Annotated in this window: 16 protein-coding genes, 1 tRNA gene and 1 pseudogene; 16 read left to right on the top strand and 2 right to left on the bottom strand. The window is 63.1% G+C overall.

All coding sequences use genetic code 11. From position 1 onward, the window contains the following. The first annotated feature begins 27 nt into the window (after nt 1-27). The 14 genes from VQ044_RS09365 to VQ044_RS09300 all read left to right on the top strand — a co-directional run bounded on the left by VQ044_RS09365 (nt 28) and on the right by VQ044_RS09300 (nt 10,218). Nucleotides 28-927, top strand: coding sequence for a metal ABC transporter ATP-binding protein (locus VQ044_RS09365; protein ID WP_327646955.1), 900 nt, complete (start codon nt 28-30; stop codon nt 925-927). After that, complete coding sequence (locus VQ044_RS09360; protein ID WP_327646954.1) at nt 917-1,744, top strand: metal ABC transporter permease; 828 nt, start codon at nt 917-919, stop codon at nt 1,742-1,744. The genes VQ044_RS09365 and VQ044_RS09360 overlap by 11 nt, the downstream gene beginning before the upstream one ends. Then, the gene (locus VQ044_RS09355) at nt 1,741-2,151 is read left to right on the top strand and encodes a Fur family transcriptional regulator (protein ID WP_327646953.1); all 411 of its coding nucleotides are present in this window, start codon (nt 1,741-1,743) and stop codon (nt 2,149-2,151) included. Before VQ044_RS09360 ends, VQ044_RS09355 begins: the two co-directional genes overlap by 4 nt. A 158-nt stretch (nt 2,152-2,309) precedes the next feature. Further along, complete coding sequence (locus VQ044_RS09350) at nt 2,310-3,290, top strand: TRAP transporter substrate-binding protein (RefSeq protein ID WP_327646952.1); 981 nt, start codon at nt 2,310-2,312, stop codon at nt 3,288-3,290. Nucleotides 3,291-3,370: 80 nt separating this feature from the next. Then, the gene (locus tag VQ044_RS09345; protein ID WP_327646951.1) at nt 3,371-3,904 is read left to right on the top strand and encodes a TRAP transporter small permease; all 534 of its coding nucleotides are present in this window, start codon (nt 3,371-3,373) and stop codon (nt 3,902-3,904) included. Nucleotides 3,905-3,913: 9 nt separating this feature from the next. Continuing rightward, nucleotides 3,914-5,185, top strand: coding sequence for a TRAP transporter large permease (locus VQ044_RS09340; protein WP_327623110.1), 1,272 nt, complete (start codon nt 3,914-3,916; stop codon nt 5,183-5,185). 128 nt (nt 5,186-5,313) lie between these two features. Further along, nucleotides 5,314-5,390: transfer RNA gene (locus VQ044_RS09335), tRNA-Pro, on the top strand. Nucleotides 5,391-5,514: 124 nt separating this feature from the next. After that, the gene (locus VQ044_RS09330) at nt 5,515-5,847 is read left to right on the top strand and encodes a hypothetical protein (RefSeq protein WP_327646950.1); all 333 of its coding nucleotides are present in this window, start codon (nt 5,515-5,517) and stop codon (nt 5,845-5,847) included. Nucleotides 5,848-5,956: 109 nt separating this feature from the next. Next, entirely contained in the window at nt 5,957-7,966 is a 2,010-nt protein-coding gene (locus VQ044_RS09325) for an AAA family ATPase (RefSeq protein ID WP_327646949.1), read from the top strand. A 21-nt stretch (nt 7,967-7,987) separates the two neighbouring features. Beyond that, on the top strand, nt 7,988-8,170 hold the full coding sequence (locus VQ044_RS09320) for a hypothetical protein (RefSeq protein ID WP_327646948.1): 183 nt from the start codon (nt 7,988-7,990) through the stop codon (nt 8,168-8,170). Beyond that, the gene (locus tag VQ044_RS09315) at nt 8,167-8,322 is read left to right on the top strand and encodes a hypothetical protein (RefSeq protein ID WP_327646947.1); all 156 of its coding nucleotides are present in this window, start codon (nt 8,167-8,169) and stop codon (nt 8,320-8,322) included. The genes VQ044_RS09320 and VQ044_RS09315 overlap by 4 nt, the downstream gene beginning before the upstream one ends. A gap of 122 nt (nt 8,323-8,444) precedes the next feature. Further along, nucleotides 8,445-9,008, top strand: a complete 564-nt coding sequence (locus VQ044_RS09310; protein ID WP_327646946.1) for a metallophosphoesterase — start codon at nt 8,445-8,447, stop codon at nt 9,006-9,008. Next, nucleotides 9,005-9,841 (top strand): metallophosphoesterase, encoded by an 837-nt coding sequence (locus VQ044_RS09305; RefSeq protein ID WP_327646945.1) that lies wholly within the window; start codon nt 9,005-9,007, stop codon nt 9,839-9,841. The genes VQ044_RS09310 and VQ044_RS09305 overlap by 4 nt, the downstream gene beginning before the upstream one ends. A 47-nt stretch (nt 9,842-9,888) precedes the next feature. Next, nucleotides 9,889-10,218 carry a helix-turn-helix domain-containing protein gene (locus VQ044_RS09300; protein WP_327646944.1) on the top strand — a complete coding sequence of 110 codons (330 nt, stop codon included), beginning with the start codon at nt 9,889-9,891 and terminating at the stop codon, nt 10,216-10,218. A gap of 341 nt (nt 10,219-10,559) precedes the next feature. Here the strand turns inward: VQ044_RS09300 and VQ044_RS09295 are convergent, their stop codons facing one another. Then, a complete protein-coding gene (locus VQ044_RS09295) occupies nt 10,560-11,159 on the bottom strand; it encodes a DUF7282 domain-containing protein (RefSeq protein WP_327646943.1) in 600 nt (199 codons plus the stop codon). Between the two features lie 605 nt (nt 11,160-11,764). On the opposite strand from VQ044_RS09295, the gene VQ044_RS09290 reads away from it, so the two are divergent. Together VQ044_RS09290 and VQ044_RS09285 are read left to right on the top strand one after the other, a co-directional pair. After that, nucleotides 11,765-13,381 carry a PAS domain S-box protein gene (locus VQ044_RS09290; protein WP_327646942.1) on the top strand — a complete coding sequence of 539 codons (1,617 nt, stop codon included), beginning with the start codon at nt 11,765-11,767 and terminating at the stop codon, nt 13,379-13,381. Then, nucleotides 13,372-13,845, top strand: a complete 474-nt coding sequence (locus VQ044_RS09285) for a response regulator (protein ID WP_327646941.1) — start codon at nt 13,372-13,374, stop codon at nt 13,843-13,845. Before VQ044_RS09290 ends, VQ044_RS09285 begins: the two co-directional genes overlap by 10 nt. Before the next feature lie 678 nt (nt 13,846-14,523). On the opposite strand, the pseudogene VQ044_RS09280 reads toward VQ044_RS09285, so the two are convergent. Next, nucleotides 14,524-15,204: pseudogene (locus VQ044_RS09280) on the bottom strand (putative bifunctional diguanylate cyclase/phosphodiesterase); the annotation flags it as partial. Nucleotides 15,205-15,291 lie beyond the last annotated feature (87 nt).

Below are 15,291 nucleotides of genomic sequence, written 5' to 3'. Positions count from 1 at the left end.
TGCTGCAAGCGATGGTCCGGATAGCGAATGACCTCTTCCTCTTCTCTCGTAGACAATGTCCTCGTCGCAATGCGCGGCGTCGGTGTGCGGCGTTCCGGGCGCTGGCTCGTGCGCGGCGTCGACCTGACCTTGCGCCGGGGCGAGATCGTCACGCTGATCGGCCCCAATGGCTCCGGCAAATCGACAACCGCCAAGACCGCGATCGGAATATTGAAGCCCGACGAGGGAACAGTCCGCCGGGCGAACCGGCTGACGGTCGGCTACGTGCCACAGCAGCTGAGCATCGACTGGACGCTGCCGCTCAGCGTCGAGCGGCTGATGACGTTGACCGTGCGGGCTTCGCGCGCGGCGGTCACCGAGGCGCTGCACCGCGTCGGCATCGCCCATCTGGCCAAGGCCGAGGTGCATCGTCTGTCCGGCGGCGAATTTCAGCGGGCGCTGCTCGCCCGCGCGATGATCCGCAAGCCCGATCTTCTTGTCCTGGACGAGCCGGTCCAGGGCGTCGATTTCAGCGGCGAGATCGCGCTTTACGACCTGATCTCCGATATCCGTGATGCCGAAGGCTGCGCGGTGTTGTTGATCTCGCACGATCTGCATGTGGTGATGGCCAAGACCGATACGGTGATCTGTCTCAACGGCCATGTTTGCTGCGAGGGGACGCCGCAATCGGTTGCCAATTCGCCGGCGTATCAGCGCATGTTCGGCCCGCGCGCGGCGGAGACCCTGGCGATCTATTCGCACGATCACGATCACACCCATCTGCCGGATGGGCGGGTGCGTTTCGCCGACGGCACGATCGGCGACGAATGCAGTCCCCCGAAAGGCGGTGACGGGCACGATCATGATCATGACCATGACCATGACCATGACCATGACGAACATCGTTCCGATCGTCCGAAGGACCGGGAGCCCGCCGATGTTCGATGACTTCTTCGTCCGCGCCATTCTGGCCGGCATCGGCATCGCGCTGGTCGCCGGCCCGCTCGGCTGCTTTGTTGTGTGGCGGCGCATGGCCTATTTCGGCGATACGATGGCCCATTCGGCGCTGCTCGGCGTGGCGCTGTCGACAGCCTTCGAGATCGACCTGATGCTCGGCGTCTTCGCAGTGGCCGCGGTGGTCGCCGTTGCCCTCGTCCTGCTCGAGCGGCGCGGCGCGCTGTCGACCGACGCGTTGCTCGGCATCCTTTCCCATTCGACCCTGGCGCTGGGACTGGTCATCATCGCCTTCATGACCTGGGTGCGGATCGACCTGATGGGTCTCCTGTTCGGCGACATCCTGGCGGTCTCCCGCATCGACCTTGTCGCGATCTTCGGCGGCGGCATCCTCGTCCTCGCCGGTTTGGCCGTGCTTTGGCGTCCGCTGCTCGCCGCGACCGTCAGCACCGAACTCGCAGAAGCCGAGGGGCTTCGGCCGGAACGCTCACGATTTCTTTTCATGCTGCTGATGGCGGTGGTCATCGCCATCGCCATGAAGATCGTCGGCATTCTCCTGATCACCGCGCTGTTGATCATCCCGGCGGCGACTGCGCGGCGCTTCGCTTCGACGCCGGAGATGATGGCGCTCCTCGCCGCGTTCATTGGCGCTGTCGCCTCGACCGGCGGCCTCTTCGCCTCGCTGAATTTCGACACGCCGTCCGGCCCGTCGATCGTCGTCGCCGCGCTTGCGCTGTTCCTTGTCAGCCTGCTGCCGATGCCGGCATTTGCCGACCGCCGGGCCGAACCTGCTGAAAAGGCACCGCGATGATCGCCGCGCCGAAACTGACGCGCAACCAGAGCCTCGTCTTCGACGCGCTGAAGGCGGCGGACGAGCCGCTGAGCGCCTATACGATCCTCGACCGACTCCGCGACGACGGATTTCGCGCGCCCCTGCAGGTTTATCGCGCTCTCGATACGCTTCTCGATCGTGGACTCGTCCACCGGCTCGATAGCCTCAAGGCGTTCGTGCCCTGCGACCATCCCCACGATCATCACGAGAGCGCGACGATCGCCTTCGGCATCTGCGGACGTTGCGCGCGGGTCTGGGAGTTTTCCGACGCGGTGGTCGAGGAGCGACTGCGCGGCTGGGCCAAATCCGAGGGATTCTGCCCGCAGCGCACCGCGATCGAAATAAGCGGCCTGTGTGCCGACTGCGTCCGCGCCGGCGCTGCGTGACATCACCATCCGTCTCGGCTTACGCTGCCTTCGCCGCAACTGCCGCCGCGCATCGCCTTGACAGGGTAAGGCATTCTCCCGCAAATCCGCTTCATCATGCGGCCTTACGGACAAGGGAGGAGCCCTTTTCGACGGTTGCCGCCATGTCGGGAGGAATCATGACCATCAGAACGCTCACCGCCGCCGGTCTCGCCGCGCTATTTGCCGGGTGGACCGTTTCAGCGGCCAATGCCGTCGAGTTGAAGCTCGGCTACTCGCTGTCCGAAACCTCACATTACGGCGTCGGCGCCACGGCTATGGCCGAGGAACTCGAAAAACTCACCGACGGCAAGTTCACCATCAAGCAGTTCCCGGCGAACGCCCTCGGCGGCGAGCGCGAGATGGTCGAGGGTGCGCAGCTCGGTACGGTCGATCTCGTCATCACCTCGACCGGTCCGGTCGGCAATTTCGTGCCGGAGACGTTGATCACCGACATTCCGTTCCTGTTTCGCGACTACGATCACGCCCATGCCGTGCTCGATGGTCCGATCGGCCAGGCATTGCTGGACAAGTTCCCCGACAACGACCTGATCGCGCTCGCCTGGGGCGAGAACGGCTTCCGCAACCTGACCAATTCCAAGCGGCCGGTGAAGGAGCCCGCCGATGCCGAGGGCCTGAAGATCCGCACTATGGAGAACCAGGTGCATATGGAGGCGTTCTCCGAACTCGGCGTTCTGCCGACACCGATGGCCTTTCCGGAGCTGTTCACCGCGCTTCAGCAGGGCACCGTCGACGGCCAGGAAAACCCGATTGGGGTGATTCTCTCGGCCAAGTTCGCGGAGGTTCAAAAGTACCTCTCGCTGACCAACCATGTCTATTCGCCGGCCCTGTTTCTGATGTCGCCGACGGTATGGGACGGCTTGAGCGACGAGGAGAAGGATGCCTTCCGCGAAGCCGCCAAGGCGGGCGCCGCCGCGATGCGCGAGAAGGTTCGCTCCGACGCCGATTCGGGCGTCGCCACGCTGAAGGAGGCGGGCATGGAGGTGACCGAGGACGTCGACCGCGCCGCCTTCGAGAAAGCGCTGGAGCCGCTGATGGCCAAATACGCCGAGCAGTTCGGCCAGGACAAGCTGGACGCCATCCGCGACACCGGCAAGTGACACACTCGTAAGACGACGACAGGGCCGGGCGGCGACGTCCCGGCCCCTGTCGTCTTCGACACCAGCAACAAGGGCCATCGATGCTGACTGTCCTGCGCGCCATCGATCGCTGGGTCCTGCGCCTGTCGCTATGGACAGCCATGGCGCTTCTCGCGCTCATGTCGGTGATCACCTTCTGGCAGGTTCTGACCCGCTTCGTGCTGGAGCGCCCGTCCACCTGGTCCGAGGTGACGGCCCGCTCGCTGATGATCTGGATGGTCTATCTCGGCCTGGTCGCCTGCCTGCGCTCCGGCGCGCTGATTTCGGTTGACCTTTTGATCGCGCGCGTGCCGCCGTCGGCGCGTAAATTTCTTGCCGTTCTCCTCGCGTGCCTGACTCTCGGGGTTCTCGGGGTCATGGTCTGGTACGGCTGGGCGATGACCGAGCGAACCGCCCGGCAGACGATCGCCGGCGTCAGCGATCCGTTCTTCGGCCAGAAGATATCCATTGGCTTCATCTACGCGGCGATTCCGGTCGGAGCGGCGCTGTCGATCGTCGCGACGCTGGCGCGCCTCTTCGAGGAACTGGCAGGCATCCTGGTTCACCGGCAGGGCCCTGCCACCCACGACGTCTGAGGAGCATCGATGTCCAGCTTCATGCTCCTCGCCCTCGTCGGCTTCTTCGCGCTCGGCCTGCCGATCGCGATCGCGATCGCGGCCGCCTCGATCGGCGGCCTGGTCTTTTTCACCAGCCTGCCGCTGCTCGTCGTCGCCCAGCAGCTGATGACCAAGTTGGACTCCTTCCCGCTGATGGCGGTGCCGTTCTTCATCCTTGCCGGCAATCTGATGGAGGCCGCCGGCATCTCCGGCCGCCTCGTCGAATTCGCCAAGACCATGGTCGGCGGGGTGCGGGGCGGGCTTGCCTGCTCCTGCGTCCTGACCTGCATGATTTTCGCGGCGGTTTCGGGATCCTCGGTCGCGACGACCTTCGCGATCGGCGCGATCGTCATTCCGGCGATGACCAAGCACGGCTATCCGACCGGCTTTGCCGCCGCGCTGCAGGCGACGTCGGCCGAGCTGGGCGTCATCATCCCGCCGTCGATCCCGCTGATTCTCTACGGCGTCAGCGCCGAGGTCTCGATCGGCGATCTGTTCATCGCCGGCCTTGGACCGGGGCTGCTCATCGGGCTGGCCCTGATCCTTTTCGTCTACGTCTATTGCCGCAAGAACAAATGGGGCGAGCGCGACCACGAGGGCCGCCTGCCGTTCTGGCAATCGCTGAAGGCGGCGTTCCTCGCCCTGCTGATGCCGATCGTCATCATCGGCGGCATCTATGACGGCATCTTCACGCCGACCGAGGCCTCGGTCATCGCGGTGTTCTACGCGCTGTTCATCGGCATGGCGGTCTACCGCACGATCAGCCCGCGCGATCTTCTGCCGGTGCTGCACCGTTCGGTGATCTCCTCGACGATCATCCTGTTCGTGATCGCCGCCGCCGGCCTGTTCTCGTTTCTGATCACCCGTGCCGGCGTGCCGGCCGCGATCGGCGAGTGGCTGGGCAGCGTGATGGAAGACCCGCTCTACTTCCTGCTCGCGGTCAACGCCTTCCTGTTCATTGCCGGCATGTTCATCGAGACCTCGGCGGCGATCATCGTCCTGGCGCCGATCCTCGCGCCTGTCGCGGTCTCCTTCGGCATCGATCCGGTGCATTTCGGCCTGATCATGGTCGTCAACCTCGCGCTCGGCATGATCACGCCGCCCTTCGGCGTCAATCTCTTCGCCGCGTGCCAGGTTGCCCGTATCCCGTTCGAGCAGATCGTCCCGCGGCTGTTGCCCTTCGTTCTCGTCATCATCGCCTGCCTGCTGGTGATCAGCTACGTGCCGGCGATCTCCGTCGGGCTGCTGACGCTGCTGTAATGGCGAAGATGCGCCGCGCGTCCACGCGCGCCCGCAGCGCTCCAGCGCAAATGCCGATCGCTCCGATGAAATCGCAATGATCGCTTGCGGCGCCGGGTCCGCCCCGTTATATACCGCGCCGCAGGTCACGGAGTGTAGCGCAGCCTGGTAGCGCACCTCGTTCGGGACGAGGGGGTCGCAGGTTCGAATCCTGCCACTCCGACCAGCAAAATAAGGGTTTCCCGAAAACCTGAATTCTCCCTGCGACAGTTTCGGCGACAGTTTCAGGCCTTTTTGGATCAGGATCGAGCGGCCCGCATCATCGAACCCACCAGGCGAAGGAGGCCCGCATGACCCATTCCCCAAATCCCGAGGACTACGACACCGACGCCGTCGTCGATCTCATCCACGAAGTCTTTCCGCGTTCGACCGTCGAGATCCTCCAGCGGCTCACCGGAGTTCCGGTGCGCTCGGTGACCCGGTGGGTGAAGGGCGAAAGCCGGATGCCGCCGACGATCGTCGGCAAGCTTCGCGACCAGGCGAAGCTGCGGCGGGAGTTCTCGGCCGAGATCCAGAAACTTGTCGCGGAATATGCCGACGACGGCGCCATGCGGGCGGTATTGCGGTCGGCGCTGCTGGAAGCCGCGAACGCGGACGCGATCCTTGAGGTGGAAGAACTTTAAGAACGCGTAAAATTCGCCGGTCGGGTACCACCGGATTTTAGTACCCGTTGGTCATGATGATTTCCAAGACGCGAGGGCAGTGGCCCAGGCGCAAGGATGGAGATCATCAATGGCGAAGAAGGCCAGTCAACCGATCGTCCGGGTCGTCGGCAAGCGGCGGATCCCGGACGATCGCGTTCACCTGCTGCCGGCACCGCTCGACGAGGACGATATCGATCTCGGCGCCAGTAAGGCCGCGAACGGCTTGCTGTTGCCGACCGAGTTCGTCTGTCTTCAGTTGCTGGCCGACCTTCCGGGCCGGATCGCGCACCGGATCGAGGCGAAGGAGACGGCGTGCATTCTCGTCCGCGTGTCGAACGACCGCTGGGCAATCCCGATCGAGGCCGGCTTCGCGGAGGCGATCGGGATCTCCGGCTATCCGGTCCGTGGGGTGAGCATTGAGAACGGGCGCAGACTCGCGGAGCATCCAGGTCACGATCTCGGCAATGTTCTCGACATGCTCCGGTGTGGCCATACGATCCTGTATCTGAAGCCGGACGAGGTGCTCGACCCCGTGTTCAAGCCGCTTGTCGACGCGGAGTTCGATCTGCGGCGGATCAAGCCGTCGTTGATGACCGCGGCGCTCGAACGTGCCTTCCCCGGCTCGGGAGCGGCATGGCCGCGCAGGCTGGATGCGGCCGCAATGTCACCCCGCAAGATCGACTTCGCCTTCAAGCGCGCCGGCAATCCCGGCGAGGTGATCGCACTCGTCGAGGCGATGAAGGCGCATCAAGCGGCCTTCGACACGTGGATGCGGCGCGAAGAGAAGAAGGAAAATAAGGAGCAGACCGGCTGGAGATCAAGCAAGGCGCTGTCGCCCATCGATGTCCTGCATCCGACCGAGCCGCGCCTCGAGGACCTCGCCGGATACGGCGCGGCCGCCGACTGGTGCCGCGATCTGATCGCCGATATCGACGGCTATCGCAACGGCGGCGTCGCCTGGGCGGATGTCGATCGCGGCTGCCTGCTTGTCGGCCCGCCCGGCACCGGCAAGACGATGCTGGCTTCGGCGCTGGCGGCGTCGGCGGGAATGCCGATGATCGCCACGTCCTACGCCCAGTGGCAGTCGTCGGGCGAGGCTCATATGGGCACGCTCGTCAAGGCGATGCGGGCGACCTTCGCCGAGGCGGAAAAGCACACGCCGTGCATCGTGTTCATCGACGAGATCGACGCCATTCCGAAGCGCGGATCGGCGTCGGCCGGCCGTCACGACGACTGGTGGACGGCGATCGTCACGGCCCTCCTTGAATGCCTGGACGGGACGTCGCGGACCGAGGGCATCGTGACCATCGCCGCCTGCAACAACGACGACAATCTCGATCCGGCACTGGTCCGCAGCGGACGCCTCGATCGCCGCTTCGAGATAGGGTTGCCGGACGCCGACGCGCTGACGAAGATCATTCGTCACCATCTGCCCGAAGCCGATCTGGACGACATCGCGCCGGTCGCGACGTCGCTGGCGGGATCGGCGTCCGGAGCCGACGTCGCCCGCTTCGTCCGTGAGGCCAAGCGCGCCGCCCGCCGCCGCAGGGAGCCGGTGACCGGGCGCGATCTGATGGCCGCGGCGCTGCCGCCGGAAACCCGCGGTCGCGAGATCGTCTGGCGCACCGCGGTTCACGAAGCCGGACACGCCGTGGCGTTTCTGGCGACGGGAACCGTCCCAGGCTGCCTGTCGATCGTCCATGGGCGGGGAATGAATGGTTACGTCCAGAGCGACATTGCTCCTTCCGAAGGGCGGCTTGGCGATATCGAGCGCTACGTGCTGCCGATCCTCGGCGGTCGCGCCGCCGAGGAAATCGTGCTGGGCGAAGCGTCGGCCGGGGCGAGGCAGGATCTCCAGCAGGCCAGCGTGGCGCTGGCGAACGCCGCCGGGTCGTTCGGGCTGGGCGGCTATCTGACGCCCGGCGATGCGGATCGCGGCGACGTCGAGCATGCCGTGCGACGGCTTTATTCCGAGGCGCTGATGACGGCGCACCGGCATCGGATCGCGATCGTCGATCTGGCGCGCCTTGCCATCGAAAAGCGGGTTCTGGGCGAGGCGGCGCTACGGGCGTTCGGTCAGGAACGTGGACTTTTATGAAGGGCGAAGGAGGCCCACACCATGATCATATCTTTCGAAAAGCGAATCCAGGACCGTCTCGACCAGATCGAGCGGGACGAAGGCATCCCGCCGGTGGAGTTCGTCCACCAGGCCGTCGAGGTGTGGAGCCTGGCCGACGCCGACATGCGGCGGGCACTGGGGGTCTGCGTCATGCGCTGGGTGCTGGAAAAGGTGCGGCGATGACGATCTTCGAAAGGATCGATGGCGACGCCAGGTGGATGCTCGCCATCGCCGACGCGCATTTCGAAGGCTGGGAAAAGACGATGATTGCCGATGCGATCACGGCGGCCGTCACATCGATGTTCGACGAGATCATCGCCCAGCGGACAGCTTAACGCGCCATATATGGCACGTTAAGACGCATAAGGTGTCATATATGGCACCTTAAACTGTCTGCGATTTTCCCCTCTTTGAACTTTCATGACCGCAGCGGAAATTGCCGGGCGAAGGAGGCCCCATGCCGACGTTTTTTACCGCTGACACCCACTTCGGTCACGCACGCATCATCGAGATGTGCGGCCGTCCCTTTCGTTCGATCGAAGAGCACGACGCAGCGCTCGTCGCCGCCTGGAACCGGCGCGTGACGCCGAAGGATCGGGTCTGGTTTCTCGGCGATTTCGGCAAGGGGCCGATCGAGCATCTCCTGAAGATCTTCCGCAAGCTCAATGGCTCCAAGCATCTGGTCCGGGGCAATCACGACACGCCGGGCATCGCAGCCTGGCCGTGGGCATCCGTGCATGACATCGCCAACATCAAGGTCGACGGCCAGCGACTGGTCCTTTGCCACTATCCGATCGCCTCATGGGCAGGTGCGCATGGCGGCGCGGTTCATCTTCACGGTCACGCCCATGGACGACTGCAGGTGCCCGGCCTGGCCTGCGACGTCGGCGTCGATGTCTGGGACTACCGACCGGTGACGCTTGCGGAAATCATGCCGCGGCTCGATCGCCGGGAAGAACCTGCGGCGGAAGCGTCCGACGCAGGTTTCTGGAACAGACCGGGCGAGGGAGGCCCACGATGACCAGAATCTGGATCATGTCCGATCTGCACGACGACTATAGTCGCGGCTCGCTCGGCAATTATTCACTGCCGCGTGATGTCGAGGCCGACGTGATCGTCATCGCGGGCGACGTCGCCGGGCGGCTCTCTAAAATGGGCCGCTCGTGGCTCGAGGCGCAGGATCGTGGCATTCCGATCGTCGTCGTCGCCGGCAACCACGATTTCTGGCGCGGCACCATCGACCGCGAGATCCAGCGCTTTCGCGACCGTAGTCTTGTCGACTTCATTCACCTACTCGACGGCGAGACGGTGACGATCGCCGGCACTCGGTTCGTCGGGGCGACGCTGTGGACCGACTACGCGATCTGGCAGGGCGACGTCGATGCCGGCCAGGCCGCGGCGGGCAGGGACATGAACGACTTTCGCTACATCAGGATTGCCGATTACGAACGTCGCCTCCAGCCCTGGATGCTCGCGGAAATCCATCGCCGCCACCTGGCGGCGATCGAGACGACGCTTGCGACACCGTTCGACGGGCCGACTGTGGTCGTGACGCACCATGCTCCGTCGCCGCGGTCCCTGCGCAACGGCCGGGTCGAGGAACCGGGGGATGCCGCCTATGCGAGCGACCTCGAGGACCTGATCCTCGCGCATCAGCCGGAGCTTTGGATCCACGGTCATGTGCATACCCGGCACGACTATGCGATTGGCGCGACCCGGGTGATCTGCAATCCGAGAGGCTACGTCCACGCCGCGCACCGCAAGCGGTTGCCGACCGAGATCGAGAACGATGAATTTGACGAACGGCTGGTCGTCGAGGTCGGCGACGAACCGACGTCCCGATTCGGCATGTAGGGTTTTTCCCGACAGACAGGTGTCGGAATATCGGGGAGGAGCTTCCGGTGGCCATCACCCGTGGCGTGCTGCTTACGGGAATGTCAGACGGCCACCTAAAATCCGATCAACGCGACAAATCCACGCGCTATTATCTCGTCATGTCCAGGCTCGCGCCGTTTCCGCCGGAAATTGTCCACAGCATCGACGCAGGCGCGTCGGTGCTGCGGGCGGTCCGCGATCATTCCGGCCGCACCCTCGAAGAGGTCGCCCATGCGTGTGGGGTGTTGCCTGCAAGACTTTGGGAAATTGAGGCCGGGGTGACGCCGACGCTGGCCGAGCGGCAGGCGCTGTCTGAACTATTCGGCTATGATGAAGATGTGCTGATCGACCTGTGAGGAGAACCGCACTGTTCGTGAAACAAGACAAAATTCAATCCAGATCGTCACGCGACACGTCCGGACCGGGGGGATAGAGAGCCCGTGGAAATCGATCGCCTGCCTATAGATTCTGCGCGGAATGGAATACCAAAAAAACGGAACCTTCCCGTGTTAGGACTTGGGGCACACAGTCGCGACGGCGCAGGCCAAGACGGCTCATGCGATCTCCTCGATCGGGTGGCTTTGCCGCGGGAAACGCTGCCAACTGGCACGATAGTCCCGCAGGCCGGCTGCGGGGACCGAAAAAAAAGCCGCCCCGCGAGGCGGGACGGCTTTTCACTGGAAGCGTGGCGACCGCCTTATTTCGGCGTCTGGCCGGGAACCACACCACCCGACGGCGTGGTGACCTCGTCGGTCTTCGCGCCGGCCTCGCCGCTGGTCGCGGTGCTGGCGCCGGACATGGTGGAGTCCATTGCCCCGCCCGCAGACGCGCCGCCCGCACTGGTGTCGACCGAGGCCCCAGCAGAGGCGCCGGCCGAGCTATCCATCGACGCCATGGTGGCGGTAAACGGCATTACCACCGGCTTGCCATCCGCCATTGTCGGGGTATCGACGTCGGTCGTTCCTTCTCCGAAGTCATAGGTGTCGTTGCCGTTCGTCTCTTCGTGCAACATGACCATGTATTCGGTGTCCGTTGCGAAATCCATGTCGGCTTCGACCGCGATGTCGGTGCTCTCACCAGCCGGGATGGCCACGTTGCCGATCGAGCCCGGAACCACCGGCGCGCCGTCCTTCACCTCGTGCAGAACGAGATATCCGCCCTTGTCCGAAGAGACCTTGGCGAAAGTCGCGGTCTTGCCCTCGACCTTCACGCCGGCCGTGTCGATCATGTTGTCGGCGAATGCGGTCGAGCCCAGCGCGAGAAGCGTGGCGGCAGTCGTCATCAGAAGCTTGTTCATGAGGTATCCTCCATTTGTGGATAGGATCGGAAGGGTGCAACGTCGTGCGAACCGTTCGCGATTGTGTCGATAACGGGAGGGATGGCAGGAGGTTGCGACAAATGCCCCCGATCAAGTGGATGTGATGAAGGTCTGGCAGGAAGCGACACTGCCCCGGCGGCGCCTTTGTCGCGCCGGGCGGATCGATTAAGTGGTCCCGCGCCAAATCTCGGAAACCTCATCCGAAAAGGACCGCATGCGCACCACCCTCGACCAGCCTCACATCATCCTCGCCGAGGTGCTCAAGACCAACGCCACAGACCGCTGTTAGCCGCTGACCGTCGCCGGACTCGATGCCCCCGGGTCGCGCCGGGCGGCGGTATATGAGCGTTCTATGTTGGCGTTCGTCGAACGGGCAGGGGAGATAAGTTCCGCGGCCGTACCCTGAAGTGGAAGACACACAGGAACGAGATTTCTCCCCGTCCGTTGTCGACGTATCACCAGCTGTTAAAAGACATCGGGCCGTTATGAACGTGGTTGCAACGCTGCGGTCGCAGACCACATTTTCACCGTCGGATGCGTGGCAAACAGCCGTTTCGATCGGGTAGGGGAATGATGCGATTTTGATGACGCCACCGATTTCCTCATTGCCTGGTCCATCGCCAGACCCCGATAGCGCGTGGCGTCTCGTTCTGGAAACCGCCCTCGACGCCGTCATCGTCATGGATCGCCGTGGCGATGTCGTCGACTGGAACGAGAATGCCACAGCAATCTTCGGCTGGTCACGTGACGAAGCGCTCGGCCGCAAGCTGGGCGACCTGATCGTTCCGCTTCGCTTCCGTGAAGCTCACACGGAGGGCCTGCGTCGCTTCCTTGAGACCGGCGAGGCGAAGGTGCTCCGTCGTCGTATTGAAATCTGGGCTCTGCGCCACACCGGCAAGGAATTTCCGGTGGAATTGTCCATTTCGCCCATGGCAGAGGGTGATGGACTGATTTTTGTCGGCTTCCTTCGCGACATCAGCGAGCGAAGAAGCGCGGAACGGCAGCGCGAAGAGCACGCCCTCAAAATGGAAGCGTTGTATCGCACGATTTCGATTGCCGCGGAAACGATCTCACTGGATGACGCCCTGCAGGTTTGTCTCGCCTCGGTCCATAAGCTGACGGGGTGGCCCCTTGGTCATGTATATCTGGCGTCGGAAACGGCGCCGGTCCGGCTGCTTCCGTCGCCGATTTGGTTTAGCAGCCGGCCAGACGAATTCGCGGAATTCCGCTCCGCCACCGCCGTCACGAGTTTCGCTCCAGGCGAAGGGCTCCCCGGCCGTGTCTGGAGCGGCCGCGAGCCGGAATGGATCGCGGATGTGGCTACCAACCCGAATTTCCCGCGAGCCAAATGGCCCAAGGGGATCGAGGTCAAATCGGCCCTTGGCTTTCCGATCATGTCGGAGGATCGAGTTATCGCGGTCATCGAATTCTTTAGTGAAGCGGCGGTCGAGCCCGATTTTGATTTGTTGCTGACATTGCGAGCGATCGGCCAGCAGGTCGGGCGGGTGTTCGAGCGTCGGCATGCTGAAGAGGCGCTGCGAGAACATGCGACATCCCTCGAGATCGAGATAGACGAGCGGAAACGGGCGCAGGCCCACCAAAAGCTTCTGCTCGCCGAAGTCGATCACCGCGTGAAAAACATGCTGGCAGTCGTGACCGCGATCGCCTCCCAAACCGCTCGAAATAGCGACACGATTGACACGTTCAGTCAAAACTTCCTCGCACGACTTCATGCGCTAAGCGGTGCTCACTCGCTGCTGACGGAGCGAAACTGGAAAGCGACATCCCTAAGTGATCTCGTCGACAAGGTTCTGTCGCCCTACCTGATGTTGGATAGCCAGCTAGACATCGGCGGTCCTCTCGTGTGGTTGCAGCCGAAAGCGGCGTTGAGCGTGAGCATGGTGATGCACGAATTGCTGACAAACGCCGCGAAATATGGGGCCCTTTCTGCCCCGAGTGGCAGACTCTCGATACAATGGACAACCGAGGCAAATGGTGAAACTCGCATCCGATGGTGCGAGATTGGCGTCGGCCCGGTGTCGCCCCCCAGCCGACGCGGGTTTGGAAGCGCCATGATCAACGCCAGCGTCCGACACGAGTTGAAGGGGCAGGTCGCCGTCAAATACGGACCCGACGGAGTGGAAGTTGACCTCGTAATACCGATGGGCGCGTCCGAGGAAAGCAGCCAGTCATGCGCTTGAACAAGCAAGTTATTTGCGCCTCCGATCGCCCGGGTAGCGGGTCGTTTCGCCCAATGGCCATGAGCGAAGGGGAGGCGCCTCGTCATCATGAGCCCCGTGTCCTGATCGTCGATGACGAATATTTTGTGGCATGGCATTTGGAGGCCCTGCTCCAGGACCTCGAGTTTAATGTTTGCGATATCGCGGGCGACTGCGAAAGCGCCGTGAAATCTGCAATTGATTTTGCTCCCGACCTGATTCTGATGGACGTCAATCTGGGTGCAGGCCCTGACGGGGTTGAGACAGTGCGGCGTATCTTCCAGCGTCGGCAAGTGGCGGTTATATTCATCACCGCCTATACCGATGAGGCCAACCTGACCCGGATTCGGCAAGCCGCCCCTGCCGCAGCGATCCTTTCCAAGCCAGTCTCTCCTGAAGTTCTGGAAGCGGCAATCCGTCGGGCGTTGCCCAGCGAAGGCGGATGACGGAGTAAGCGGCCGTTTGGGAACGAGTGGCTCGGACAGGCACGTTGTCTGGTCGCGAACCTGCATAAATGCCGGATATGCCCGACGGTCCCTGTCGATATTTCATAATCTTGGACCCAAAGGCTGTCGGTGGAACGGGACGTTCACGGAACTCGTGGCATCGAGAATGATGCTGATAGCCTATACGGGGCAGCACCACTTTGCTGAAAGGCTGGCCGATCCTGGAGACTCCGCTTGCTCGGACCATTTGTGTGCGCAGCGGTGATAAAACAGGGCAACGCCGCCGGTCGACGCGGACGTTGCAGCAGGGTCAAAGGTCAGATCCTCATCCGCGGGCAGAACCGAAAGCCGCTGTGCCCAGCGCAAGAGTTGCGGTATCGGCCCGCGCCACTGCGGGGATTTTATCAGTGTTGAGTCGGCCCTTGTGCTCAATCGTGAAGTTGCGGTCGGGTGTAAAGATTTGAGGCCGGGCACCCAGAAGGCGAAGCGTCTCGGCGATCGGCTTTGGAGGGCTGAAGAGATAACCTTGCACCTCAGAGGCCGTTTCGAAACCCTGCCAAGACCAGCCTCCATGGTTCACCCGGGACGCCCAAACCCGCGGAAATCGGGTATCATGTCATTGCGGAGCGACCATCCGAGGGGCCTTTGAACCCGCCGCAGTGAGTTTCGAAACGGACTCTCAGTGCAGCCGTCGGCTCGCAAGAGTTCGAATTCCTCCGCGGTTTCGACGCCTTCGGCCGTGGTCGCGATTCCGAGGCTAATCCCGAGCGAAGCGACTGCCCGGACGATGATCGCGCAGTCGGCCTTCTTGTCGAGATCGGCGACGAAAGAGCGATCGATCTTGATCTTGTCGAACGGAAAGCTGCGCAGATAGCTCAGGGAGGAATAGCCCGTCCCGAAATCATCCATGGAAATCCGCACGCCGAGACTGCGCAGCTGGTGCAGCTTGGCGAGCGTCGCCTCGCTCTCGTGGAGAACCACGCTCTCGGTGATTTCGATTTCCAGCCGGTTGGCGGCAATGCCTGAGTTCGCGGGCGCCGACACGATTACCGGGACCAGATTGCCGCTCTTGAATTGAATCGCCGAAACATTGACGGCGATGCGGACGTGTTCCGGCCAGCTGGCCGCGTCAGCACAGGCTTGGCGTATAACCCATTCCCCCAGAGGAACGATCAGGCCGATCTCCTCTGCCAGGGGAATGAAATCCATCGGCGCAACCATGCCGCGGTTGGGATGATGCCATCGCAAGAGGGCTTCGAATCCGCTGATTTGCCCCGTTGCCGTCGTCACCAGAGGTTGATAGTGGAGCTCGAATTCGCCGGTCTTTAGCGCTTGCCGTAACTCGACCTCCAGGAGGCGGAGCGTGTCAACGAATGTGAGACAGCCGGAGCGATAGATTAAGCTTGGAGTTGGAGCTTGTTGTTGGGCGGATTGATCCAGACGGCG

The organism is Aurantimonas sp. C2-5-R2 (assembly GCF_036549495.1).
GTDB classification, from domain to species: domain Bacteria; phylum Pseudomonadota; class Alphaproteobacteria; order Rhizobiales; family Rhizobiaceae; genus Aurantimonas; species Aurantimonas coralicida_A.
This window is presented reverse-complemented; position numbering and strand designations above follow the sequence as displayed.